This window comes from Bacillus sp. URHA0034 (assembly GCF_056280405.1).
The window spans coordinates 128,028-149,820 of sequence record NZ_JBWCDK010000001.1 but is presented as its reverse complement, the minus strand read 5'-3'; the positions used below and the strand labels follow the sequence as shown (position 1 = coordinate 149,820).

The 21,793-nt window shown below is 34.1% G+C and carries 25 protein-coding genes and 3 pseudogenes; 11 read left to right on the top strand and 17 right to left on the bottom strand.

Annotated elements, in window-relative coordinates; all coding sequences use genetic code 11:
* Nucleotides 1–745: 745 nt before the first annotated feature.
* Both ACZ9EE_RS00930 and ACZ9EE_RS00925 read right to left on the bottom strand, forming a co-directional pair.
* Complete coding sequence (locus tag ACZ9EE_RS00930) at nt 746–1,057, bottom strand: DUF3847 domain-containing protein (RefSeq protein ID WP_476024806.1); 312 nt, start codon at nt 1,055–1,057, stop codon at nt 746–748.
* The gene (locus ACZ9EE_RS00925; protein ID WP_476024805.1) at nt 1,041–1,289 is read right to left on the bottom strand and encodes a hypothetical protein; all 249 of its coding nucleotides are present in this window, start codon (nt 1,287–1,289) and stop codon (nt 1,041–1,043) included. Before ACZ9EE_RS00925 ends, ACZ9EE_RS00930 begins: the two co-directional genes overlap by 17 nt.
* Before the next feature lie 214 nt (nt 1,290–1,503).
* Between ACZ9EE_RS00925 and mobQ the strand changes: the two genes are divergently transcribed.
* Nucleotides 1,504–3,519, top strand: a complete 2,016-nt coding sequence (mobQ, locus tag ACZ9EE_RS00920) for a MobQ family relaxase (protein WP_476024804.1) — start codon at nt 1,504–1,506, stop codon at nt 3,517–3,519.
* 116 nt (nt 3,520–3,635) lie between these two features.
* On the opposite strand, the pseudogene ACZ9EE_RS00915 reads toward mobQ, so the two are convergent.
* Nucleotides 3,636–3,871: pseudogene (locus ACZ9EE_RS00915) on the bottom strand (L,D-transpeptidase); the annotation flags it as partial.
* Nucleotides 3,872–4,349: 478 nt separating this feature from the next.
* On the opposite strand from ACZ9EE_RS00915, the gene ACZ9EE_RS00910 reads away from it, so the two are divergent.
* Entirely contained in the window at nt 4,350–4,622 is a 273-nt protein-coding gene (locus tag ACZ9EE_RS00910) for an HU family DNA-binding protein (RefSeq protein ID WP_026568621.1), read from the top strand.
* Between the two features lie 699 nt (nt 4,623–5,321).
* Here ACZ9EE_RS00910 and ACZ9EE_RS00905 read toward each other — a convergent pair.
* Complete coding sequence (locus ACZ9EE_RS00905; protein WP_476024803.1) at nt 5,322–5,453, bottom strand: hypothetical protein; 132 nt, start codon at nt 5,451–5,453, stop codon at nt 5,322–5,324.
* A gap of 336 nt (nt 5,454–5,789) precedes the next feature.
* Between ACZ9EE_RS00905 and ACZ9EE_RS00900 the strand changes: the two genes are divergently transcribed.
* Nucleotides 5,790–6,050: a hypothetical protein gene (locus ACZ9EE_RS00900; RefSeq protein WP_476024802.1), complete on the top strand. Its 261-nt coding sequence runs from the start codon at nt 5,790–5,792 to the stop codon at nt 6,048–6,050.
* Between the two features lie 180 nt (nt 6,051–6,230).
* The gene (locus ACZ9EE_RS00895) at nt 6,231–6,452 is read left to right on the top strand and encodes an IS3 family transposase (RefSeq protein ID WP_476024801.1); all 222 of its coding nucleotides are present in this window, start codon (nt 6,231–6,233) and stop codon (nt 6,450–6,452) included.
* 189 nt (nt 6,453–6,641) lie between these two features.
* Here ACZ9EE_RS00895 and ACZ9EE_RS00890 read toward each other — a convergent pair whose 3' ends face one another.
* Entirely contained in the window at nt 6,642–6,791 is a 150-nt protein-coding gene (locus tag ACZ9EE_RS00890) for a hypothetical protein (RefSeq protein ID WP_476024800.1), read from the bottom strand.
* 955 nt (nt 6,792–7,746) lie between these two features.
* Between ACZ9EE_RS00890 and ACZ9EE_RS00885 the strand changes: the two genes are divergently transcribed.
* The 6 genes and pseudogenes from ACZ9EE_RS00885 to ACZ9EE_RS00860 all read left to right on the top strand — a co-directional run.
* Nucleotides 7,747–7,875 (top strand): zincin-like metallopeptidase domain-containing protein, encoded by a 129-nt coding sequence (locus ACZ9EE_RS00885; protein ID WP_476024799.1) that lies wholly within the window; start codon nt 7,747–7,749, stop codon nt 7,873–7,875.
* Between the two features lie 31 nt (nt 7,876–7,906).
* Complete coding sequence (locus ACZ9EE_RS00880; RefSeq protein ID WP_476024798.1) at nt 7,907–8,002, top strand: hypothetical protein; 96 nt, start codon at nt 7,907–7,909, stop codon at nt 8,000–8,002.
* A gap of 448 nt (nt 8,003–8,450) precedes the next feature.
* Nucleotides 8,451–8,981: a hypothetical protein gene (locus ACZ9EE_RS00875; RefSeq protein WP_476024797.1), complete on the top strand. Its 531-nt coding sequence runs from the start codon at nt 8,451–8,453 to the stop codon at nt 8,979–8,981.
* Between the two features lie 231 nt (nt 8,982–9,212).
* Entirely contained in the window at nt 9,213–9,479 is a 267-nt protein-coding gene (locus ACZ9EE_RS00870) for a hypothetical protein (protein WP_476024796.1), read from the top strand.
* A 948-nt stretch (nt 9,480–10,427) separates the two neighbouring features.
* On the top strand, nt 10,428–10,823 hold the full coding sequence (locus ACZ9EE_RS00865; RefSeq protein ID WP_476024795.1) for a helix-turn-helix transcriptional regulator: 396 nt from the start codon (nt 10,428–10,430) through the stop codon (nt 10,821–10,823).
* A gap of 146 nt (nt 10,824–10,969) precedes the next feature.
* Nucleotides 10,970–11,230: pseudogene (locus ACZ9EE_RS00860) on the top strand (SIS domain-containing protein); the annotation flags it as partial.
* Nucleotides 11,231–11,910: 680 nt separating this feature from the next.
* Here ACZ9EE_RS00860 and xerS read toward each other — a convergent pair.
* The 9 genes from xerS to ACZ9EE_RS00815 form a co-directional block, all read right to left on the bottom strand.
* Nucleotides 11,911–13,026, bottom strand: a complete 1,116-nt coding sequence (gene xerS, locus ACZ9EE_RS00855) for a tyrosine recombinase XerS (RefSeq protein WP_476024794.1) — start codon at nt 13,024–13,026, stop codon at nt 11,911–11,913.
* A gap of 103 nt (nt 13,027–13,129) precedes the next feature.
* Nucleotides 13,130–13,534 carry a type VII toxin-antitoxin system HepT family RNase toxin gene (hepT, locus tag ACZ9EE_RS00850; RefSeq protein WP_476024793.1) on the bottom strand — a complete coding sequence of 135 codons (405 nt, stop codon included), beginning with the start codon at nt 13,532–13,534 and terminating at the stop codon, nt 13,130–13,132.
* The gene (mntA, locus tag ACZ9EE_RS00845; protein ID WP_476025046.1) at nt 13,524–13,919 is read right to left on the bottom strand and encodes a type VII toxin-antitoxin system MntA family adenylyltransferase antitoxin; all 396 of its coding nucleotides are present in this window, start codon (nt 13,917–13,919) and stop codon (nt 13,524–13,526) included. Before mntA ends, hepT begins: the two co-directional genes overlap by 11 nt.
* 370 nt (nt 13,920–14,289) lie before the next feature.
* A complete protein-coding gene (locus ACZ9EE_RS00840; protein WP_476024792.1) occupies nt 14,290–14,436 on the bottom strand; it encodes a hypothetical protein in 147 nt (48 codons plus the stop codon).
* Between the two features lie 23 nt (nt 14,437–14,459).
* Entirely contained in the window at nt 14,460–14,660 is a 201-nt protein-coding gene (locus ACZ9EE_RS00835; RefSeq protein WP_476024791.1) for a hypothetical protein, read from the bottom strand.
* Nucleotides 14,660–15,496: a macro domain-containing protein gene (locus ACZ9EE_RS00830; RefSeq protein WP_476024790.1), complete on the bottom strand. Its 837-nt coding sequence runs from the start codon at nt 15,494–15,496 to the stop codon at nt 14,660–14,662. The genes ACZ9EE_RS00835 and ACZ9EE_RS00830 overlap by 1 nt, the downstream gene beginning before the upstream one ends.
* A gap of 422 nt (nt 15,497–15,918) precedes the next feature.
* Entirely contained in the window at nt 15,919–16,113 is a 195-nt protein-coding gene (locus ACZ9EE_RS00825; protein WP_476024789.1) for a hypothetical protein, read from the bottom strand.
* The gene (locus ACZ9EE_RS00820) at nt 16,110–17,117 is read right to left on the bottom strand and encodes a TIR domain-containing protein (RefSeq protein WP_476024788.1); all 1,008 of its coding nucleotides are present in this window, start codon (nt 17,115–17,117) and stop codon (nt 16,110–16,112) included. Before ACZ9EE_RS00820 ends, ACZ9EE_RS00825 begins: the two co-directional genes overlap by 4 nt.
* Nucleotides 17,118–17,616: 499 nt before the next feature.
* Nucleotides 17,617–17,898, bottom strand: a complete 282-nt coding sequence (locus ACZ9EE_RS00815) for a hypothetical protein (protein ID WP_476024787.1) — start codon at nt 17,896–17,898, stop codon at nt 17,617–17,619.
* A gap of 869 nt (nt 17,899–18,767) precedes the next feature.
* On the opposite strand from ACZ9EE_RS00815, the pseudogene ACZ9EE_RS00810 reads away from it, so the two are divergent.
* Nucleotides 18,768–19,983: pseudogene (locus ACZ9EE_RS00810) on the top strand (IS110 family RNA-guided transposase).
* Nucleotides 19,984–20,182: 199 nt separating this feature from the next.
* Here ACZ9EE_RS00810 and ACZ9EE_RS00805 read toward each other — a convergent pair.
* The 3 genes from ACZ9EE_RS00805 to ACZ9EE_RS00795 form a co-directional block, all read right to left on the bottom strand.
* A complete protein-coding gene (locus ACZ9EE_RS00805; protein WP_476024786.1) occupies nt 20,183–20,584 on the bottom strand; it encodes a hypothetical protein in 402 nt (133 codons plus the stop codon).
* Nucleotides 20,585–20,806: 222 nt separating this feature from the next.
* The gene (locus tag ACZ9EE_RS00800; RefSeq protein ID WP_476024785.1) at nt 20,807–21,253 is read right to left on the bottom strand and encodes an NUDIX hydrolase; all 447 of its coding nucleotides are present in this window, start codon (nt 21,251–21,253) and stop codon (nt 20,807–20,809) included.
* A 95-nt stretch (nt 21,254–21,348) separates the two neighbouring features.
* Nucleotides 21,349–21,708: a hypothetical protein gene (locus ACZ9EE_RS00795; RefSeq protein ID WP_476024784.1), complete on the bottom strand. Its 360-nt coding sequence runs from the start codon at nt 21,706–21,708 to the stop codon at nt 21,349–21,351.
* Between the last annotated feature and the right edge of the window lie 85 nt (nt 21,709–21,793).

Sequence of the window (21,793 nt, the reverse complement as noted above, 5' to 3'; positions counted from 1 at the left end):
TGTGTAAATTTATACTTTTATATAATTTTAATAGTTCTTTATAAGGTTTTATGTGGCTTCACCCTTGAGTTGTCTTTATGGAGGCTCGTCATTACATTTCACCTTAAAAGTTCTATTTGATAGGAAAATGAGGTTAATGAAGAAAAGAGGGAGAGATATAGGACAACCTGGAGAATGAAAATTTTATGTAATTCGAAGTATCCTAAGGGGTGCTTTTTTTGTTCCAAACAACACAATTATAATTGAAAAACTCCATCAAATTTTGAACCTATTTAATACATCAATTCATCTTCACTTTCAATGAAAAAAGTGGGGTATTAGTAAATAGGGAGATAAGTGTGCAATTGACCGGGAAAAGTGGTAGGATTCTTATCAAACAAAGACAACCGATATTAGTTAATGTTTAATATTTGATCACCTAACATCATGATTATAATTACTGTTGATGGAGAAGGTTATTTAAATATCATCAATGAATTACAGAAAGCATCAGAAATCTCCGTATAATTTAAGTGAATTCATAAATTTAAACGCTTTTTAAAAAATTAGATTATAGATCAAAATATTTTGCTAGACGTAATTCATATTTAATAAATGAAATACGTCTAAAAAGATAATGATAAACCAATCAAATGCTTAATAAAATTAAACCTATCAGATTAATCTCTATTAATAGATGATATTAATCAAGAATAAAAGGGAGTAGTAAAAGAAGAAAAGCGTACTAACAACTATAGAGATTCAATTAATACGCTTCTCGATCTTCCTTCATTTTTTGAATTTGTCTTAAAATATAATCGGTATTTCTATTTTTAAAATCAGCTAAAACCTTTAACAAATCTTCAGTGTCTGTGAGAGAGTCCTTTTCATTTTCCATGTATTGTTCGAAAAGTGCTCCTTTTTGAATCAACCTTCTTGTTCTTTCCCGGCGATCTTCATTAGAGATTTTATATTCTAAGGCTTTCTTTTTTTGCTCCAAAGCTTTTATTTTGTTCTCAAGTTTATGTAACTCATCATTTGACATTTTATCACCCAAAGGTTTAATTGTTCGTTTCATCTGTTTCTGGCTCTTCGTTAGAGGAAGCAACCTCGTAATAAACCTTTACTTGGTCTTTAAATAAATCAATTAATATTTTGGCTTCACTAACATCTTGAATTCTCCAATTATCCATTAAGTACTTACCAATTTCCCTTTGGGAATTGATAAGTATTCGTTTTTGTTTTTCTTTTAATTTTTTGATTTGCTCTTCGATGTCAGTTATTTTATTCGTTATATTTTGTTTTGGCATTTTAGCACCTCTTTTTAGATAGTTTACTATATTATAGCATTTGAACCAAATGATGGGAAATGATATAATGGTCCCAATAAGGGAGATAAGAGCGCACTTATATACCATATTCATGGTATCGTGCGTTGTCTCCTTCTTCGAAGGCGACAAGTTCGTGAAGCGTCTGGAAAATTCGCTATGCTCATGTGATTAATAATTTGAGGTGATGATTACTATGGCCATCTATCATTTCTCCAATCAGATCATTTCAAGAAAAAAACAACAAAATACGATTGCAGCTGCAGCCTATCGTTCTGGTGATAGATTGATAGATGAAAGAACGAATGAGGAAAAGTATTATAAAAGAAAAGTGAAACCGATTACACATATTCTTGCGCCTAGTCATGCACCTCAGTGGGTTTATAATCGTCAACAGTTATGGAATGAAGTCGAGAAAAAAGAAAAACAATGGAACGCTCAACTGGCCCGTGAAATCAATGTAGCGTTACCAAAAGAATTATCTCATGTGGAACAAGAGCAATTAGCCATCCAATTTTGTACTGACATTTTTGTAAATGATGGGATGGTGGCCGATTTATCGATCCATCGTGATGATGAAGAAAATCCTCACTTTCATGTAATGTTAACGATCCGTCCATTCAACGAGAATGGATCATGGGGAAATAAACAATTGAAAGTGAAAGAATTAATTGATGGAAAGCAACAAGTGAAAGCTGTCCATTTAACAGATTGGAATACAAAAGAAAAACTCATGTATTGGAGAGAACAATGGGCTCAGTATGCCAATCATTTTCTAGAGAAGAATGGATTAGCTGAAAGAATCACACATTTATCAAATAAAGATAGAGGGTTAGAAACACTACCAACAATTCATGAGGGATTTGTTGCAAGGCAGATGCAACGTGAAGGCAAAGAATCAGATAGAATAAAAATTAATTCTGACCGTAGAATATACAACAAAACAGTCATTGAACTTGGAGAGGCTAGGAGAGAAAAACAAAGAAAAGAAAGAACAGAAAAGTTTGTGCGTCGATTTACTCCTTTAGAGAAAAAACAATTAAGTGAATCTGCAAAGTCCTTAAGAATGTTTGTAAACTTTGAAAATATTAACATTCGAAAAATACAATTAGAAAAATGGCAATCTCGACTTGAGTTTCATCAAGATTCAATTGGTAAATATAAAAAATTAAATCGAATTGATAAAGAAATAGAGCTGATATACCGGGCAGAAGAAATTTTAGAAAAAGAAGCGAATCGATTTTTAGATCAATATTATCCTAATTTAAATAAAGAGGAATTATCTAAAGATCAAAAAATTGAACTTGTTGAAGTAACTGTTTCTCAAAATAAAATGGTAAGCAACAACGAAATTGAAACCGTGCTGAGGGAACTTGAGAAAAAGCAAATTGAAAGAAATCTTCAGGGTTTATTAAATAATCGTTCCTATTTTATTTTGGCTCTTCACAAGAAAATGAAAAGTTCAGAAGATGAGTTTAGACAATTGAGAATTACTAATGGTATTAACTTTTCGGATGAATCAACAATCAGAAATGTTTCTGACGAAGTTTTAAATAGAATGCGATTGTTATTAAATCAAAAAAATAACATGGAAAAATCCTTGGAGTTAATGGGGCGCCTTTACGATCATCAACTTGAAGAAATGTATCCTCATTGGGAAGGCCGTCATTATTTGAATCTAGAACAAAAAGAATATTTTGTTATGGCTAAAGAGTATTATGGAAAAAGCATCATGACAGAAGATTTTTCAACTCCACCAAGAAAATATTCAAAAGAAGATCAGCAAAAAATAATTTTTTCTTTGTATAGCATGAATAATAGAGATGAGAATTCTACTGTTCAAAATCAACACAGAGAGTTTTTGATAAATAACTATCCTGATTTTCAATTGGATAATGAATCCTACATGAATATGTTTTATCATGAATGTAGAAAGTTTTCTGATGAAATTGGATTTGAAAGAATGGATCAACTTAATTGTGTATTCGATATTAAATCATTTGATAAAGTGGAAGAATCACAGTTTGAAACTGATAACACCAATGCACCTCATGCCAATAATTATCAAAGTTACCTCCTACCGGATGGCTCCGATTTCTTTTCAATCCTTGAAAGTGCCATTCGTGAAGCTGATCGCAAATGGAGGGAAGATGAATTTGAACAACAACATAAAAACAAGAAGAATAAGCGACAAAAAGGTATGGATCGTTAGTTAAACCACCCACTGATTATTTACCTAATAATCTATTTGCGTTACGGGATATTCCCTTTGAACAGTTCATGAACTATTATTACAAAAGCCAGAAAAAAGTGGTCATCATATAGATAGATATTCTTACCTATAGAAGATAGATTATTTGTTCCATGTATACCGTAATGAGGTCTGGAACATCCAGTCCAAAGCACTCAAAATGGTTTACCAGAAATAGGATTCTTGTTAATAAACGTGTATGTTCCTGTAGGTGTTGGTGACACAATTTTTCCAACTGCAATTGGGGAAGTTTTTAAAATCCTGTTACGATTTCAAAAAGTTTTAACTGGTGTTTTGATGTTGATACATCAATTCATTTCGCCATGAAAATATACTCCATTTTTTGAAACTGTATGAAGTAAATCAGGCATGTGTTAAATATCAACAATTGGTCGATAATTAATAAGAAAAGAAAACCAAGCTAAATAATGTTTTAAGGCTCATGGTTGCTAGGTAGAGAAATCAACGCAGTGTTGCGCTTCAACGTTTTGAAGTGAAAATCTGACTTTTCCATTCGCCTGAACTTGCTTCAGCAAGATGTAATCCCACGTGACATAATGGAGAGTTTCCATGAGAAAGACCGTCTGCTGGGGAGCAAGTGCTTTTTAAATTTTAGTGAATGGAAAAAATACATCTTATTTAGTAATATAGCCAAAACTTGCATTAATCTTACTGAAAAAGCGATAATTCCCTTTTCCTTTATCTAATTTAATTAAGTGACAAACATGTAGAACGTATGTTATGTTTTTATCCCTACATAATTTAAAAATAAAAAGAAGAGGTGTTTGATTATGAATAAAACAGAATTAGTGAATGCTGTTGTAACCCAAACAGAATTAACAAAGAAAGATGCTGCAAATGCGGTCGATGCATTATTTGAAACCATCTCTAATACTCTTGCTAAAGAAGAGAAAATCCAGTTGATTGGATTTGGCACATTTGAAGTGCGTGAGCGTGCAGCTCGAACAGGTCGTAACCCACAAACTGGTGAAGAAATTCAGATTTCAGCTTCTAAAGTTCCAGCTTTTAAACCAGGCAAGGAATTAAAAGAAGCTGTTAAATAAGTTTGATAGTTCTAAAAAATTTGGCTCTAAGGAATAATCCCTAGAGCCTTTTTGTGTTTGAAATAGAGTGGTCTAACGAAGGAAGGCATTCTTTTCCATACGGCAATATTATTAAAGAGATCAGGGTGAATTAGAAAACTAATCAAAGTAGATTGTGAGGAATTTCAATTATACTAAAGGAGAAGTTGAAGAAGCATTACTAATTTAGCTAAATTTACGCTTTAAATCAACATAAAAATATAGGGTAAGCAGTAGATTATACATATCGTTACAAACACGATTATAAAAGTAATTTTTGGTGAGTTAACTTGTTATAGAACTTAATAAGGACAATACCAACAAAGATTAATATTAAGACAAAAAGGAATGGTGACATAATAACATCCCCCAGCGATTGTAGTTATTTTAACATATATTGGGTTTTCCCCCTTAACTTTATCGATGGTTATGCAACTAAACCAGCAAATAGTTTGTCAACATTTTTCAATAAAAAGTTTATTAGACTCATGATATTCTAAAAAAGTCCATGCCAAATAACCTTCCGATGATTGTAATTGGAAGGTTTTGTTGTATTTAGTTAGCCGTTGATCCTTTTAAATAGTCTAAAGAAGTAGTAAGAATCATCTATACCCAGTGAACTTGATATTTCCATTATTGTATAATCCGTCAAATCGAGTAATTGGCCAGCGCGTTGGATTTTCATGCGTAGGAAATAATCAATTGGAGGAAAGCCTGTTTCATGCTTTTTAGATGAGTCAAATGTTGGATGGATAATCCGGCCAACTTTGCAAGCTCCGAAAGCCTGATGGAAGAATCTATCTTATCGTTCATAAAGTGAATTGTATTTCCAAATAAAGTTCTTTCTTTCCTTTCCGCTTGTCGGGTACGTATACTTGCTAAACCGAGTGAGCTAAGTAGATATCGCATGGTTTGTGAAATTTTAATATGATGAAGCTGTGAATAATGCTTGTCACATAGTGATAAATATAAATAACTTAATAAGTTTTACATAGTTGCTTATTGGTATTTGTAAGGGTCCCTCACTTAAACTATTGATAAAAGTATAACCTCCCGGTGAAACCAATAAATGCTCCACGGATTTTGTTATCAGCACCATACCGATAACCCAGCTTATGGTTCGTCGCGTAACACAAGAATTAAAAAATCGTGGATGGAAGGTTAACCACAAAAGAAGTACAACGTGTTATGCAGGAGCACCACTTACAGGCATTTACAAAGAAAAAAAGTAAATACAACTCTTATAAGGGGAAAGTTGGGAAATTTGTACCTAATCGGCTGAATCGTCGGCTTAAAACAGATAGATCTTATCAAAAGCTTACAGTAGATGTTACAGAATTACGCTGGGGAGATAAATCCACTGAGCACCGCTGTTATCTTGAACCAGTATACCCCTTTTTACTACTGTGAGATCCTTGCCTTTAACATTCGTCTACATCTTACTGTGGAATCTGCCTTTAAACCGTTATATGAAGCCTTGGAAGCAATTCTTGAACTTCCTTACCGGACAACTGTTCATTCGGATCAAGGATTTCAATTTCAACACCATAGCTGGGTCAAAGAGCTTAAAAAACATCGTGTTTTCAAAGTATGTCACGCAAAGCCACTTGTCTGCATAACTCAGCAATGGAAAGTTACTTCCACCTATTGAAATGTGAAACAGTTTATTCCCATGAATATCAATCTTATGAGGAGGTAGCTCAGGCTGCATCAGATTGGATAATTTACTACAATAACTATCGGATTAAAGAAAAGCTCGGTGGAAAGAGCCCTGTAAAGTACAGGCTTCTTACCACCAAGCAAGCATCCTAATATTTTAGTCCAGCTTTTCGGGTTTAGATCATTTTTATAAACTACTTGCATTTTTTTACTTTTTAAATTCATTAAAGATACTGTTATAAACATAAACAGCATTTGTTAATTGCAAATACACAGAAAACAGGCATAACACCGCTATGCCTGTTTTAATAATATATGCTCTCCCTAATGAAGGAGCTTCTATTAGTTTTTTATTCCATTTTCTTGCTGTTCTGTCGTGCTTTGTATAGGAAAGTTTTCTCTAAATCGACTGAATAAACTAATAAGATACTCATTAAGTGTAAATCTTTCTTCCTTAACAAATTCGCTGAACAGAATTTCACTTTTTTTCAATTTTCTCTCCCCTTTATTAATAGGACACTTCTATGGATTTTGCTCGTTATTAAAGTAAATTTATTTGAATGTACTGGCCCATCTTCGCTGTATACAATGATGGCCACTTATGTCATCCGCTTGTATTAATCATATCAGAAAACGTTTTCATTTTCAAAGATTACCAATATTCAAGTTTCGACAGCAAGTTATTTCAATATTTAGCATGATTTTTAATTTTATAAGATTAAAATTTCATATTCGAGTGGCGTTACATGACCACTGTAAAATTAAATTGCAGCCAGCTTCCTTTATTACTTAAGAGTTTTTAATGGCCCAAAAGATGTTCAAGGAGCATGAGCCCAAACCAAAGCCGATAGTTTACTAACGTAAGAGGTAGAAAATTGACGATTTTTAAAACTATGTCAGGGTTGGGTTCATTTAATCACGGTGGCAAGGGTAAAATCCAGCTGCCAATAATGGAAGCATTTTTCTTGGGTGTGCAGGTGTGCGGACGAGCATAGGTCGTTTCATATAGCCTCCGAGTAATAACTAGCCATTCACTTGATACGAGTCTTGGTGGACTAAAGGTGACTTGAGTCTTTAAGCTTAGACCGTTAGGTGGCGGGCGGAAAGCCTAAGGGTTGAAGGGATTGGGATCCATAATGTTTAATTAGGCCGAGAATTGATTTGTAGGAACAAAAAAAATTTAGATCAATAAACTCCATTTTACTTTGATACCCATCATTACGCCCCATCATAAGAATTCACAAGAATCAATGGAGAAAAAAACCTTTGCCAAACCTTTTTATTACCGAGTTTGGAGATTAATATACAGTGTACAGGCTTAGAAACTAAAAGAAGCAGCGAAACCTTTAATCATGATCCTATTGAAAAGGCGGAGGAAATTTTTAAAAGGATATATCAACGCACCAGATTACACGTTTCATTCAGGTAAGGCAGTTTTTGCACTCCGATGAATGATTTTCAGATTCCTGAAGAATATTATTGCACCCTGTTGCATGAAATGGTGCACAGTACTGGACATAAAAGCCGATTTGTACGCCAAGGTATTATGAACTTAAGGTGTTGCGTTTGGGGATGAGATTTATTCAAAAGAGTAATTAGTCGCAGAAATGGGTGCCGCGATGTTGTGCGGAGTGGCTGGAATTGATAATAGTACAATCGAAAATAGCGCAAGATATATCAATTCGTGGTTACGAGCTTTGTAGAAAGATAGTCGATTAATTTTACAAGCAGTTGATCAGGCACAGAAAGCAGCAGTTATATTTTAGGGGAATTAAAGGATCAGTCTATAGACGAAAACTAAAAGGAAAAAATCCCTCGATAAATGACAAGAACAAATCCTTTCACCGGCTGATAGATCAGCCGGTGAAGATGAATGGAGGAATAAAACATACTTTTTTTCTTGATAAAAGTAGTTATCGAGACTACTTGAGGGTTACTGCACCGCCTTAAAACTTTTGTGGATAATAATGGAGGGAAAGGAGATATTAGGATGCAGGTTGGGCTTAAATCCTTTAAAATTAAGAGATTAAAAGAAAAAGAAATAAAAGGAAAACTGAATTTTTCGTACTGTTACACTTGGACGTAATTGGAGCAATGTATTTTCCCTTGGGGAGTATATTCAAAAAACAGGAACAAAGGAGAGGAACAGAATTGAAAACGTGTCCATATTGCGGAAGCAAAATCGAAAAAATAAATTATGACTATTACTTTTGTGATTTTTGTAGTATGAAGCTTGATGCAAGGATTGTTAAAGAGAATCACGAACGCCTAGACGTTCGATTTCGTGATTATGCTATGGCATCTCAGATTGAAATGACGACACCAGAAATCATGACATTATCCACCTTTGAGTTGTTGTATTTGCTTAAATTGATCCGGAAAGACCGCCATGACGTTTATCATTATATGCATGTGTTTCGACGTGCTTGTGAAGAAAGCAATGATTTTAAAGAAGCGGAAAAGGAATCAGGCCGGGAATATTTGTATTTCACAAAAAAGGCGTTTGTCGTGGAAAATATCATACGGACCCGTTTAGGATATGTACCGGAACGGATTACGGAAAGTTATCTGGTAAAGTATCTGCAAAACATAGAAAATGATAAAAAAACCGGTTCTATGTTGATTCGGACAAACCAGAAGGAGTTAAATAAAGACGCCTTAATTAAGAATAAATCTAAATGAAAATAATGTAGGAAAAGGATTATATATATATAACTTTGTTATAACTTTCTAATAGGGAGTTTTTTTATGAGCATTATGTCAATTTTTGTAGCGAAATTTATATCAAATATCAAATTGCAAAAGCATGGCTGAATCTATTGTAGATGACATTAATATTAATAATTTCCAGGAGCGTGTTTATACTAAGACTTTGCGTAAAGTAATATAATAGTCACGAAGGGGGAAGTAAACATGATGACTTATGATGAAATTGAAATAGGGATGTTGTTGAGAATAGAGAAAACCCATAAATATGAACCGAGTTATATTGTACAAGTTATCGGTAAATCAGTTGAAAACATCAACGGATTTGAAGCACAATTTATAGTGATAGAAGATCCGGAACGCCCGAATAGATTAATTAGAAAATCGCCTTGTCTCTTCTATCCATATTCTGAACATACTGATGCAACTTCTCAATTAAAAGAATTCGAATCTCATACTAAGATGACCTATTAATTAGACATGCGACTATATTAATATTGTTAATTTTATTTTGTCAAAAGCGAAAACAGAAATATAGAACGTATCTACTCAAATAAAATACAAAAAATTACATAATATCCATTAGCCTTAAGGAGTAACTCCTAAGGCTTTTTTTATTAATGTTAAATAAAATGAATATTTTATTAGTTATAAATTTCAAAACGAGTACTTTAATACTTACTTGAGGTGATCTTTAATAAAAGGTATTGAAATAGACAACCATCATTCTGATTGCATTTAGGATTATTTTTTTCTCTGATAAGCATTCTTCCTATTCTTCTCCGTGATTTACATCCGAACAGTTCAAACATAAAACACTCTTTCTTATAAATCGTATCTATTTGTATGAATAAGAATTTGAAAGTTAGATATCTGTATTAACCACAAAGGTTATTTAAACGTATCCCAATCTCGACAATTTTTTTGCTTCAAGAATGGAAAAGCCTTTATAAGTAAGGGTTCATACTAAAACTAAACAAACGTTTGATTAACAAAGGAAAAGAGAAAAAAGGTCGAAGAATGTAAGAATACGATGTTTTTTTCTAATTTTTAAGAATTAAGCAGAAAACTCCAAATATCGCGTGACAATCTTTTTATTTGCTAGGATGGAAAAGTCTCTTATAAGCAAGGATTCACAACAAATTTAAACAAACGTTTGATTAACAAAAGAAAAGAGAAAAAAGGTCGAAGAATGTAAGAATACGATGTTTTTTAATTTTTTAAGATTAAGAAAATAATTCTAAATAAATACACAGATAAATTGTGACAAAATAGAAATTAGCTCAAGAACAACTTGGCTGCAAAACAACTTTCTAATTTCAATATGTGCTAAATTCACATTAATTATTATATATACGCCCGGACAACGTTTGGTTTATAATTCAAGCAACACCACCAAACGGTCAGCAAGGAGGGTTTATTTTGAAGGATAATATAATAAAAGAAAAAGAGGTAAAGTCACGCAACCGAGATAACTTTTTAATCAAGCAGCGTGCGTTTGTGAAGCTGTATTTGCTCTCTTGGATCGAGCAGGGGAGACCATACGGCCAAGAGATGTTGGATGATTTTTATAAAACATTTAAGCACTTTAATTATAGGCCCAACCATTCTGAGGTTTACAAAGGATTACACGAACTCCTGGATGAAGGAATTATCACAAGGTCTCGCATTATAAAAGAGGGGTCAAAGCGCCAAGAGCTTAAGGTATATGAAATCGCCAATAAGGATGAGGCTAGACGGTATAAGAAGCAAGTCAAAGAAGATTTAGACCGCAGCATAGGCCTTTTAAATAAAGCAGTTAGAGATAATTATGCATAAACGAGTATATGGTAAATGTCTCCATATAATTAGACGCTCCTTACGATACCTTATCTAAGAACAAGTTGATAAGAGTCCGGATGAAGTCGTAGTTACAGACAACCGAGAAACGTTTTACATCGTTCGTATCTAGCGACGGTGCCCTTTGCTCCATGGCAATTGAACGGGACCCTGGATATGGGGAAACCGTGATTGATGATTACAATTTACGGGAAGATGATTTGCTAATTATTGTTAATGCTTATGTTATAAATGCTGGAACCATTGATGCCCCTCTTGAAGCTAAACGACGAGATGGAAGAACAATTGCTGTTACTTCCTTAGAGCATGCCCAAAACATACCACAGGACCATCCTGCCAGACATCCAAGTAAAAAAAATTATATGAGCTTACAGATGTATTGGTAGATCGTAAAGTGAATTTTGGTGATGCGGTGATCGATATTCCTCGTTTAGACCTGCCCGTTGCCGCCATGTCTATGTTTGCTAATGCCTACATACTGAATTGCATTGCCGTTGAAGCCGTCAGAATCCTTGTGAATCAAAGGATCAATCCTCTAGGGTTGCTGCCATGTTGCTGCAGCAGTGGCAGACGCTTCAATGGAAACAGGGGTTGCCCAACGAATCATCAATCCTGAGGATATCAAGCAACGTTTATTAGCATTACCTGAAGAAAAACAACCAACTCTCATATAGTTTTGTCTAACAAATTGCTAACCGTTAAGAAAGACTATCTCATTCGAATGGGATAGGTTTTTCTTTACAAGGGTCCTATCTTTATTGTTGATTTTGTTCATATGTTTATTGTATTAGAAGGAACGAGACTCCCTGAAAATGCGATCGCGGACTGAATTCCAGCTTGCTATCAATCTTCTGAGGGAAAAACAGTTAAATGGAGGCCCCGTAGGCGCATCGCGCAGAGGAGAATCTCGAACTGCCCACAAGGCAATTTGGAACTTCTTAAAGAAGGTACAAGGTACAATAGATTATTTCACTTTTAGTTACCATATGTCCCAAAGGACAAAACACTAAAGAAGTAGATCAAGGTAGGTTAACCTAAGGAAACCTCCTTTTCCGTCCGCTGGCACCTATTTTTCTTTTTCCCTTCGTTTATCTAATGCTTCCGCAGCTAATCTTGCTTTTTCTCTAGTTGTATTAATGTACAGCAATGAAACATCTGAAGAAGTATGACCGAGTTGCGACATAATTAATGGAATATCCCCATTTGTTTGTTCCGCAAGGTTGGTAGCGTATGTGTGTCTCAGTTTATGAGGGGACATCCTTTTATCAAACGCTTTTGTATATTTGTAAACAATATCTTCAATGGCTCGATTAGTTAGTGGTTTAGGTTCATTATTGTATAATTTAACATATACAAACTCATTATCCCCGTTTCGAACTTTATATCTTTCATTTCTAATGGAAAGATAGTTTTGTAGGTCGTGCATGCTAGAAGGGGTGACTGATACCGTATCTTTTTTATTTCCTTTTCGAATAACACTAATCTCTTTAGAGGTAAAATCGATATCTTTAATCCTTAAGTTTGATAATTCATTTACCCGTATTCCGGTACCTAGAAAAAGTGAAAGAATACTAATATTCCGTTCTCGATCGCGTTTAAAGTACTTCAGTTGAGAAGGGGAGAGGGAGCTCTCATATTCACCCTTAATATAATCTAAGAACTCTAAATCCTTATCTCCAATAAAAATCTTATCCGTTAATTGCTTCGCTCTCTCATTAAAAGTCTGCTTTACTTTGGTTACTTCAATTTTTTGCATAACATTCCTGTGGAAATAGGGTTCATTATTTTCTATTTCCGCTTCAATTGTCAGGTATTTAAACAAGGAGCGAAGGGAGGACTTATGCCGATTTACAGTCTTAGCACCAATTTGTTTGGTTTCATCATCAATTTGAGATACCTTAAATTTTTTCCTCGCCAAAAATTTAAAATAACTTCTTGCTTCATCCAGACTTAGATCTGCTAGTGTATCAGGAGGGATATCCATAATTTGTTCACACTTAGCAATTCCTTCGGATATTAACCAATTAAAGAAATCACGGAAATCTCTAACGTAATTAAAGAGCGTAAGGGGGGAGCGGATGTCCTGTTTAGCATCCACGTATTCCACCACGTAATTAGGCATTTCTTTTAGCAAGATTTCTAATTGGTTTTCGTATTGTTCATGTTGTTTGGAAATTGCCATAAAACACCTCAGTAAAATATATTATACTTTCATTATAGAACAAATGTTCGTATAATACAATTCTTACGAATAGTAGTTTACATAATTTTATTATGGTTACTCACTAATATAAAATTATGGTTTTAGTGAACTGCATAAAGTCCACTAAGTGATCTTCAAGTATCTTTTGTAAAATTGTTAAGTTAATTTCTTGATAATCATGAACTGCTATATTTCGAAAGCCAATCATGGCCTTCATCTTCTTGGAGAGTGAAGAGGGTATAATACCGTGTTCTTCTATTAATGAAAAGGCATCACGACTATTTTGGGGAAGCCCTAATTTTTTCTCTGCTACAATATGCATCGCAAGATCAATACTAGCTTCACATGCTCTCTGAAGGTTAAGAATAATAGAATCTTGTTTTGTGAAATTTTGTAAATTGCTTGGATTACTATCATACTCTTCATGAATTCGCTTAATGCAACGTTCAATAATACTTACCTTGTTCAATATAATATCATTTTTCATACACAGCCCCGCTTTCATCAATTCTTTTCAATACAGGAAAACGCTCTTCGTTCAACTTTGTATACATTTTCAGGGTTTTTAGTTCAAATTGTTGCCTTTTTTGATCATCTATACAGTAGATCACCTTTCCAGTATGTATAATCTGTGCCTGGAACACCGTACTTCCTTGATTAAGGTCTATAAGATCAACGTCCCGGCCAAGCTTAGCTGCTAGTTCTTGTGATATCATAAAGATTTCATATCTATCTAAACCTTTTTTATCACTAAGATATGCAATATCAATATCACTTTCATTATGGGAAGTTCCTTTGGCAATTGATCCGAATAAAACGATAAGAAAAGGGGAGAGGCTCTTAGTTAATACATCAATAATGACTTGTTCCATATTTGTACTCAATACCCAAAAACCTCCATGTTTTTTCTTTTATTATAACAGATGTTTCTATCGCTAATCAACTATTCGTAAAAGAGAGATTATACGAATAGTTGAATTTATTCAAAAGCCTTCCCTTCAAACGAAAATATTGAACTGTCCGATGAAGAGAATCCCTCTACATAAATGAAGAGAATACTATTTATATCCCCAATTAATATAAGCTCTTTCACTATAGTGACTAAGAGGTGAAGTCAATTGGTTAATCTTATTATTTACACTAAATTGTGAAACCGCAGCACTGATGCATTTTTGTCGAAATGGTATATGAATACATGTTGCCGTATTATTCGTAATTCTTTCATAAAGTGCTTTTGACCACTTATGAGCTAAGGCACCGGGGGTCAAAATAGTCAAACCCCGCATAAGCGACAATAATGGGAATTTCATAATAATCGTCCGCTTTTTCAATCTCGAAATTCAACATCCCTCGGTCCCAATTCGTATCATCCGATATTATTAATAACATGTTTTTGGAGTTTCTCATTCGATCTAATAGTCTTGCCTGTAACTTCTTTTTAAACTAGTATCCTTCACTTGATACGTCTTTTTATGACTATCGCTGAATTGTAAATAGAATTTATTCGAAGCATTCCAACTCTGTAAGAGGCCATAATATTTCATGTCACCCTTAGTTGGATCAGTTGTTCCGTTGCCGTCAAATGCAACATATGCCCCGCTTCTGTATGCCATCAAACTAGCTCCTTTAATTTATAAAAATTGATTTTATCCTTTTTCGACTCGTGAATAACGATGGACACCTTAGAAGGATAAGTGAATTTGATTTTGCTAACCTTAAACGACCATATTAATAATTCAAGCAACTCTTGGTCGGTAATCATCTCGTATTGTTTAAACCTTGTCATGCCAGAACCCAATAATGGAATCGAAATCGGTCTCCCGTTATACACAATGTCTACTTCATTCCAAAAATTCAATAAAAAGTTCACATAATCATTCATTTGCAAAAAGGCTTTATTATTCTGGTCAAATTTTGAAAAAGCGGTCAGTAAAAAATCTTCGTCATTGTGAAATATAGTGCCGAGCTTATATACTACCTTTTTCCCTTGCCGTCTACCTTGATTAAAATCAATTTTATTATCATTCAAATGTTCATCTTGTTCGATCAATTGATCCAAAGCTCCGACATCTGGTACTTTTCTTTTTATGTACATTCCATTTAGTGTTTGCTCGGAGATAATTTTATTATCCACTTGGGTGTCAAAGTATTCATTAAAAGCGATAACCTTTAATCCTGGTTCTGTGAAAATGTCCGCAACTTTTATTTCTACGGTTGAATTATTGATGGTGAGTTCCATTTTATCCATAATATTGGCCCTAATCCAAAAGACAATATAAATCAGTAGAATAATAATAATTATTGTCACAACGGTTGCTGATTTGTAGTTATCGGGGATATTAATCGCAATTGAAACAAATGAAAATATAACACTAATAATTGATAAAAAGGCCAAGTAATCCTTAATTAAACCTTTGTCGAAAAATCCTACCTTTATCTTAGATCCCATATTATAACCTCCAGACTCTTAAATTTGCAGAGAGGGTCCAATAATAAAATCTCCTTAGCCTCTTTTATCTTAAAATAGCCTGCTCTAGCATTTTTTCAAGACCATATAATAGGTCTAGAGGATGATTCTGTTTATTTTGTGTGTATAGCCTTTGCCATTTCAAAAGATCAAATTGGTTAATATCACGAAGGTGGTCCATATCCAATTAATACTTAATAGTAAGGTCTTGCACATTTTCGAAGAATGTAGTAGTTTTGGAGAACTAAGGCAGAAAGTGGTTGATTATATAGAAGAGTACAATAACTACGTTACCAGTGGGGATTAAATAAGATGACCTCGGTACAATACCGGGGTCACCTGTTAGCTGCGTAAGCCCTTTTATTAAACTGTCCATATTATGGGGTACAGTTCTCCCCCCTCTTTTAAGCTCTCTTTCTAAATGGATCTTCTCTATAATCAGCTTTGCGTTTGTAAACTACTCTTCCTTGCTCTTCTTTTCCTTTGGAGAGCACCACTGCTCTTACTCCTGAAACAGCTTCTCCAATTTTATAAGATTCCGAAATAGGCTTAGAGTCTCTTGATAAAATTGTGCTTTTTCCACGAACTAATCTACTCATGTAGAAACACCTCCAAAAAGATTATTTATGGTATCTAATAAATCGTGATTATCTAAGAAAAATTGATCGAAATCATTTTCAGACAATTCAACTCTGCCGGTTATTGCAACTGTGATTACCAATTGATTATCTATAGGATAGCACAGAACATACGTGTTATCAAAACTAGTTTTATTTTTAAACAAAACCAATTCCTCACTATTTAATAAACAATCAATTACAATAATTCTTTCCCCGGCTTCTTTATTATCATTTACATTAAATTCGTAAAATTTCCCTTGGCCTTCGTTACCCGCTATCTGCCTCAAACCATCGTTGCCCTCTCTCTTCCATATACCTACTCCTTCAACAGAATACGTTCGCGGTACTTGGTAAGCATTCCAAACAGCTTCATATAAGTATTCATACCGCTTAGATGGGTCAGTTAAAAGTCGCTTAGATAATTTACGTAATAAACGGATAATGGCATAATCTTTTTCTGTTTTTATTTCTGCTTCCGTCAACAGTTTTGCAGGATCTTGATAAACCCCTAATTGGTTAATTTTCCTCTTAATGGCGCCACAAGCAACATTAACAGCAGCATTAAAGTTACCATCGGTACGAATTTCATACTTTAGAACAGTTAGTCCTTCTATATCGGAAGGAAGACGAAAACCTTCTACTTCATCATTTTGGGGTGTCTTATTTGCAACGATATAAAAAATGCGACCTCTTTTTAACCTTCCCCAAAATAAGCCCATTTCAAACAATGTATTGTCTCTCATAGTAAAAGTTGTTTTGCCCCGAATATTTAAGATGTCATCAGGAGAAAATACAAAGACAGCAAAATCATTTTCTTCCAATTGTCTTTCTAGGCTTTCCATTGGATATTCTAGTGCAAGAAAAGCTCCGGCAGACCAAGGAGTTACCTGGGCATAATGCGAAAGTTCCTCTTGGATAGCGGTCACATAATCAATGGATTCTCTTGAAGATCCAATAAATACTTTTGGTTTTATTACGGTCATACTTCCTCCAAAATAACTGATAATTTATATATTTTCCTAAACATCCTGCTCATATTCTTGTTAAATGTTTGGATTAAGTTATTTTTTATTGTTAGTACAGGGGCTATTTTAAATTATTCGATATCTATCCTATTATTCCTTCAAAACTAATCCTTTTTGTAAAATATAAAGATTTTATATTATATCTCTGCGTAGCAGCTTAAACTAAATATTTTGCATTTCCTTCTACCAATCTCGAGACCCAGCAGTTCCGTATTGATATGTCCTTCAATAAACAAATGGTCTCTCAATGTTCTTCACATATTGGTTTTGGTACGGTTGTAAACAATATAAGTTTTGCTTTGTTAGGCCAAGAAATTACAGATATAAAAAGCCCTTTAATATAAAGCAAAAAGTAAAATTAATTCCTTAACATCAATGTTTTATTTACTCTTGTTTAACAAAACCCATTAATATTCCTTTTAGTATAAACAGACATTTTTAGTGATGAATTATAATATTACTGTAGATGAATATCTTTATATTCTTTAAACATTTCTAATTCCTTGTTTAAAGTGTCCTTCATTTTCTTTCCGCAATTCTCACTACAAATAGCAAATATCCCATCAGTTCCTTGTAATTTTGCTTCTGAATTTGAAGCGGTGACAATCATCGGAACATTAGTGTTCCGTGTACGGAGACCTATTTGAATTATTTTCCCCTCACTTTCAGTGTAATCTATTCCTTCAACAAATTTAACACTTAACCCAAATACCGGCTTGGTATCACTTATTTTTTTCATACACCAGGCACATCTTAGCATATAGATATCCTCCATTTCTTTAATATTTCATAAATTATATTATATGTTAAAATTCCTATGGCGAAATTTTCATTTTGGAAATTTTATTTTAATATCTACACCTTTTTGTTTAATTTTATCATTTCCTTATTCCTTAAACATCACCAGTAAGATCATCTCGATTTCGGTGTGGATGTTACACAACAATTTCATTTAGCCAGAGCTGTTAATTTTCTTGGCATGGTAGTCGGAAATCCACAACATGTCAAATATCTAGAGCAGAACAATTACCCTCTTAGAGAGGTAACCTTATGAATAATTTTTTAATTTTTGGAACTAGTATAATTCATCGCAATATCATAAGCTATTCTTCATGGAATTATTTACGTTTCTTTTACATTTTTTTAATAATTAAAAAGAATCTTTTTAAAATCTTTTTGCATAATGAAAATGAACCAAGAAACCTAAAACCCCAAGGAACTCGGCAATCCCCTCAACCCATCTATTGAAAAAGGATGGGTTTTTTTGTATATATTTTCTATCGCATTTGAACAAAAATAGACGACATTGAAGTATCCTTAGATTGTTCTTTTGGACGTAAAGCTACTCGTTAGCATCCATGAATCGCTAAAAAACAGCTCTTCACCACAAAGAATGAAAATGTATTGAATCTGTCCATACTTGTTCTAAGGCTGGAGAGGAAGGTCGATGAACTATGGTGCCATAGAGCCCATCCTTTAGTCTGACTCCAACGACCACGGTGCATCACAAACTGTCGCTCCCTTACGGGAAGCACTCATGGTAGATTAATCCTTATTCTGATTGTTGCACCAGCCTCCAATTTACAAGTCTAGAAAGGAAGAATTTCAATGGATGTAATCATTGAAAGAGCATGTGGAATGGATGTTCATAAGGATAATATCACTGCGTGTATTATGACACCTGATGGAAAGGAGATTCAAACGTTTTCTACTAAAACAGTGTTTCTACTCAAGTTAATCGACTGGGTTAAAGAACGTGGTTGTACCCATGTCGCAATGGAAAGCACGAGTGTTTATTGGAAACCTATTGTCAACCTACTAGAATCTGAAGGGATTGAGTTTCTAGTTGTAAACGCCCAACACATGAAGGCACTCCCAGGTCGCAAGACCGACGTTAAAGATGCCGAATGGATTGCACAACTTCTTCGCCATGGTTTACAGAAAACGAGTTTCATTCCAAATCGGACTCAAAGAGAATTGCGAGAACTAGTTCGCTATCGCCGTAGTATTATTGAAGAACGAGCAAGACAACATAATCGGATTCAAAAGGTTTTAGAAGGAGCCAATATCAAACTAGGTTCTGTTGTTTCTGATATTATGGGGGTTTCAGCAAAGGATATGCTTCGAGCTATTGCAGATGGCGAAGATGATCCTGAAAAGCTAGCAAACCTTGCTCGTCGTACAATGAAAAAGAAAAAAGAGGAACTTGAATTAGCACTTAAAGGCTATGTAAATCCACATCAACGATTAATGCTCAAACGATTTTACCTCACATTGATTTTAACTGAGCAAATCGAAATGCTAGATCAAGAGATAGCTGAACGAGTTACCTCTTATGAAGAAGATATTGAAAGACTGGATTCAATTCCTGGAATCGCCAGAAGAATGGCTGAACAAATTTTAGCTGAAATCGGTACTGATGTTAAAAACCAATTTCCAACTGCGGCACATCTTTGTTCATGGGCAGCTCTCGTACCTGGACATAATGAAAGTGCAGGGAAAAGAAAATCGACTAAATCCAAAAAGGGAAATAAGTATTTAAGATCAGCATTAACTGAAGCAGCTCAATCAGTCAGGGGTCAAAAAACTATCTTGGTGCATTGTATCGAAGAACAGCTGGACGAAAAGGCAACAAAAGAGCAGCAATTGTAGTTGCACATGCGATATTACGAATCGCATATTACCTGTTAACTAGAAAAGAAATGTATGTAGACTTAGGGCCGAAGACTACTTTGATAAAAAGAGACAGGCATCTATTGTAAGCCATTCAGTTCGAAGACTAGAAAACTTAGGCTATTCGGTTACAATAACAGAAGCTTCCTAATTCATTAATCAAGTACATATACACCATGGATCAGACGCTCCTCCCCTTTTTAAAAAAATGAATGAGCTGCGTCTATTTAAGTATTGCCATTTTTTGGATCTCGCAGAAGTTAATTTTCATGGTAGTTTAATAAGAAAAAAAGGACCGCAGTTGGTACGCTCCGCCTAAAACTCTTGTACCCGTTAGCTGAAGTAAAATGTTAATTTACATCTTGTAATACTTCCTCAATATATTCCTTTACTTCCTCTTTTATTTCTTCCACTGATTCATCAAGCAGTTCACCGATTATCTTGCTTCCAGGAATGTTTTTTGAAATCGGCATACCAAATAAGGAACGTTCGCATTCCCATATTTTAATTATATGTACATCAATAAGTTCATCGTTTTTGTCAGAAATCCCTATCGAAATAGAGGAACTGTATCCAGGCTTAAAAGGGTCATTGCCAACTTTATCGAAGCCTGCATCAAAAACTAATTTTTTCTTAGCAAAAACAGATTTATTTTGGCTTAACAATTTTTCGATATAGTCTTTTAAAGCCACTTCGATATTTTTAATTTTTCCTTCTAGTTTTTCATCGAAATCCTTTTGTTGATATTTCATTTTACAATCACTTCATCTAATAGGATAAATGAAAAATTCGCCAAGATATAGTCAAATCCTTCTTCCACTAACCTGCCCGTTACTTCAATAAGGAAAAAGCGATCCTTCGTTATTGAAGAATCGCCCCCGTTACTTTAAGTACACTACTTCACATTCTGCTTCATTAAACGGGAACCAAAATGGCGATTCCTCGTTTAATGAATTGCAATCGAAAATCAAATCCTAAATAAAATGTTTTTCAATAATTATATTTACTCTTTCATCAAGTTTGGATGGTAATTCATTTATGGAGAAATATTTTAAATCCAAACTTTCACCGTCATTCATAGCTAACTCACCACTTGTATCTTCTGCTAAGTAAACACAAATAACGTTATACACTTCATCACCGTTAGGATATTTATAATAAAGATTGCTTCCTGACAAAACATCAATGAACTTAAAACTCTTTGCTTTTAACCCCGTCTCTTCAAAAAGCTCACGTTCAGCTGTTTGCTCTAAACTTTCACCAATTTCCATTGCTCCACCAGGCAACCCCCATTCCTTTGTGTCAGAACGCTGTTGAAATAATATCTCTTTTTTATCATTCATAACAATGATAGTTGAACCAACCAAAATTAATGGTCTACTCCCTATAAGTTCTCTAATTTCCTTTGTATATTCAGCCATATTCCCCAACTCCTGTTTTATTAAGATGCACGAGTCGCCGCAGCGACAATTTATTTATACTCTCGCACCCGTTAGCACAACAAGACATTCTTAAATTATTTAACCAATTTAACTAAATACGGTTCTAATGCTATAAAATGTGGCATCCAGCAGTCTGAATTTTCGGTTCCTATTTTGTGGTTATTTACGCAAACCCTGTTTAAACCATCTAAGCCGTCATAACCACAACAACCATTTAGTCTGCTTTGATCTGAGTGATAGCTTGAATTAATTAAATCCTTCAAATTAATAATAATTGTGCCTTTTGTTCCAATAGCTTCTTCATCTTCAGCGACTATAAAAAAACCTTCAGGTATGTAGGCTTCCCCATCATTTTCGTTAATTAATGATAAATCATCCAATTCCGTAACTTGTTTAGAGATTTCTACATTACACTTTTGGCAAATTATTTTCATAAATATGAACACTCCAATAACCAAACAATTAATCAAAATATAACACATTTTCAAGTGTTCCTTTTTGCACTAACCTGCCAGTTAC

Coding starts and splice junctions, on each gene's coding strand:
- ACZ9EE_RS00930 (WP_476024806.1), bottom strand. CDS start 1,057: ATGAAACGAACAATTAAACCTTTGGGTGATAAAATGTCAAATGATGAG.
- ACZ9EE_RS00925 (WP_476024805.1), bottom strand. CDS start 1,289: ATGCCAAAACAAAATATAACGAATAAAATAACTGACATCGAAGAGCAA.
- mobQ (WP_476024804.1), top strand. CDS start 1,504: ATGGCCATCTATCATTTCTCCAATCAGATCATTTCAAGAAAAAAACAA.
- ACZ9EE_RS00910 (WP_026568621.1), top strand. CDS start 4,350: ATGAATAAAACAGAATTAGTGAATGCTGTTGTAACCCAAACAGAATTA.
- ACZ9EE_RS00905 (WP_476024803.1), bottom strand. CDS start 5,453: ATGAACGATAAGATAGATTCTTCCATCAGGCTTTCGGAGCTTGCAAAG.
- ACZ9EE_RS00895 (WP_476024801.1), top strand. CDS start 6,231: ATGTCACGCAAAGCCACTTGTCTGCATAACTCAGCAATGGAAAGTTAC.
- ACZ9EE_RS00885 (WP_476024799.1), top strand. CDS start 7,747: ATGAATGATTTTCAGATTCCTGAAGAATATTATTGCACCCTGTTGCAT.
- ACZ9EE_RS00880 (WP_476024798.1), top strand. CDS start 7,907: ATGGGTGCCGCGATGTTGTGCGGAGTGGCTGGAATTGATAATAGTACA.
- ACZ9EE_RS00870 (WP_476024796.1), top strand. CDS start 9,213: ATGATGACTTATGATGAAATTGAAATAGGGATGTTGTTGAGAATAGAG.
- xerS (WP_476024794.1), bottom strand. CDS start 13,026: ATGGCAATTTCCAAACAACATGAACAATACGAAAACCAATTAGAAATC.
- hepT (WP_476024793.1), bottom strand. CDS start 13,534: ATGAAAAATGATATTATATTGAACAAGGTAAGTATTATTGAACGTTGC.
- mntA (WP_476025046.1), bottom strand. CDS start 13,919: ATGGAACAAGTCATTATTGATGTATTAACTAAGAGCCTCTCCCCTTTT.
- ACZ9EE_RS00840 (WP_476024792.1), bottom strand. CDS start 14,436: ATGTTATTAATAATATCGGATGATACGAATTGGGACCGAGGGATGTTG.
- ACZ9EE_RS00835 (WP_476024791.1), bottom strand. CDS start 14,660: ATGGCATACAGAAGCGGGGCATATGTTGCATTTGACGGCAACGGAACA.
- ACZ9EE_RS00830 (WP_476024790.1), bottom strand. CDS start 15,496: ATGGGATCTAAGATAAAGGTAGGATTTTTCGACAAAGGTTTAATTAAG.
- ACZ9EE_RS00825 (WP_476024789.1), bottom strand. CDS start 16,113: ATGAGTAGATTAGTTCGTGGAAAAAGCACAATTTTATCAAGAGACTCT.
- ACZ9EE_RS00820 (WP_476024788.1), bottom strand. CDS start 17,117: ATGACCGTAATAAAACCAAAAGTATTTATTGGATCTTCAAGAGAATCC.
- ACZ9EE_RS00815 (WP_476024787.1), bottom strand. CDS start 17,898: ATGAAAAAAATAAGTGATACCAAGCCGGTATTTGGGTTAAGTGTTAAA.
- ACZ9EE_RS00805 (WP_476024786.1), bottom strand. CDS start 20,584: ATGAAATATCAACAAAAGGATTTCGATGAAAAACTAGAAGGAAAAATT.
- ACZ9EE_RS00800 (WP_476024785.1), bottom strand. CDS start 21,253: ATGGCTGAATATACAAAGGAAATTAGAGAACTTATAGGGAGTAGACCA.
- ACZ9EE_RS00795 (WP_476024784.1), bottom strand. CDS start 21,708: ATGAAAATAATTTGCCAAAAGTGTAATGTAGAAATCTCTAAACAAGTT.